Annotated in this window: 1 protein-coding gene; it reads left to right on the top strand. The window is 63.1% G+C overall.

What is annotated here, in order from left to right; genetic code table 11:
• Positions 1-1,070, top strand: a 1,070-nt coding sequence (locus tag H9S92_RS11215) for a hypothetical protein (protein ID WP_187466811.1), incomplete at both ends; no start/stop codon positions are given.

The following is a 1,070-nucleotide window of genomic DNA, read 5'->3' as shown; positions in this document are numbered from 1 at the left end:
GGCTTTGACATCACGGTAATGGACAGCGACCCGAGCAACGGCCCGATCATCGACGGCTGCGGCAGCTTCCAGTACATGATTCGCTCTACCGCCCAGTCTTCTGAAACTACGAACGGCCTGACGGGTGCCCTGGCCCCCGGCAACTGGGAGGTGGTCTCCACAACGAGCAACGCCAACCAGACGGCCACGGCCACCTTCACCGCCACTACGCTGACGCTGAGCACTTCTGCGGCAGTATTCAGCTCTGGTTCTGCCTTCGGCGTGACTGCCGACCTGCAATTTGCCACGGCCGGTGAGTTGAGCTTCGACTACGACTTCAACGGGGTCGACGACGGCTTCGACGACGCCCTGATCGTTCTCGACTTCGAAGGCAACGTAGTGACCACGGTCCTGGACACGGATGCTCCGGCCACGGGTTCCGCCACCCTGACGATCGAGACGGGCTACACGCTGATGGTTGAGCTCTCCGACGATGGCTTCCAGCCCTTCGCCGGTGCTTTTGCCAGCGAGTTGGTACTGAGCAACTTCAGCTTCACGGGGGGTGACCTGCTGGGCCTCGACTTCGAGACCTGCTGGGGCATCGTCAACGCCGAAGACAAGACGCCGCCGGCGGTTGTCACGGAAGTAGAAGACGTGAACCTGCTCTGCGTAGACCTTGACGCGAACACGCTGACGACGCTTCCGGCCAACATCAGCAAGTGCTACGAAGTATTCTCCAACAACCGCAGCGCTACGGCATCCGGCCAGATCGGTGCGGTAGCGGGCACGACGGTAGCGGGTACGATGGCCCCCCAGCTGCGGGCCCGCCTGCTGGCCGGTGGCCTGACGCCGCTGCTGCCCACCTTCACGGACGGCTGCACGGACCGCATCCGGGTGTGCGTCAACGACGTGGTGGCCTACAACGCCATCGACCCCCTGTGTGAGGACGTGATCCTGACGCGCACCTTCACGGCTACGGAGATCGCCGTCTGCCCGACGGCAGCTGGCGAAGCCAACGAGAGCGTAACGTCTTCGTTCCGCATCATCTTCAACCGCCCGACGCTGGAAGACCTGGACGTATCTGCCGTAGA

It is taken from the genome of Neolewinella lacunae (assembly GCF_014349155.1).
Lineage (GTDB): Bacteria > Bacteroidota > Bacteroidia > Chitinophagales > Saprospiraceae > Neolewinella > Neolewinella lacunae.
Note: the sequence above shows the minus strand (reverse complement) of the source record. Positions and strands in the feature narration are given on the sequence as shown.